The following is a 253-nucleotide window of genomic DNA, read 5'->3' as shown; positions in this document are numbered from 1 at the left end:
CGTCATCGACGCGGGCCTGATCTGGATCGGCCCGCCGCCGCAGGCCATCCGCGACCTGGGTGACAAGGTCGCCGCGCGGCACATCGCGCAGCGCGCCGGCGCCCCGCTGGTCGCGGGCACCCCCGACCCGGTCTCGGGTGCCGAGGAGGTCGTCGCCTTCGCCGAGGAGCACGGCCTGCCGATTGCGATCAAGGCCGCCTTCGGTGGTGGCGGGCGCGGCCTGAAGGTCGCCCGCACCCTGGAGGAGGTCCCC

Annotated in this window: 1 pseudogene; it reads left to right on the top strand. The window is 75.9% G+C overall.

Annotated elements, in window-relative coordinates:
• Positions 1–253 (top strand): annotated as a pseudogene (locus IG54_RS38990) (acetyl-/propionyl-CoA carboxylase subunit alpha); the annotation flags it as partial.

Origin of the sequence: Streptomyces sp. NRRL S-920, assembly GCF_000717945.1 — a bacterium.
Taxonomy (GTDB): domain Bacteria; phylum Actinomycetota; class Actinomycetes; order Streptomycetales; family Streptomycetaceae; genus Streptomyces; species Streptomyces alboniger.
This window is presented reverse-complemented; position numbering and strand designations above follow the sequence as displayed.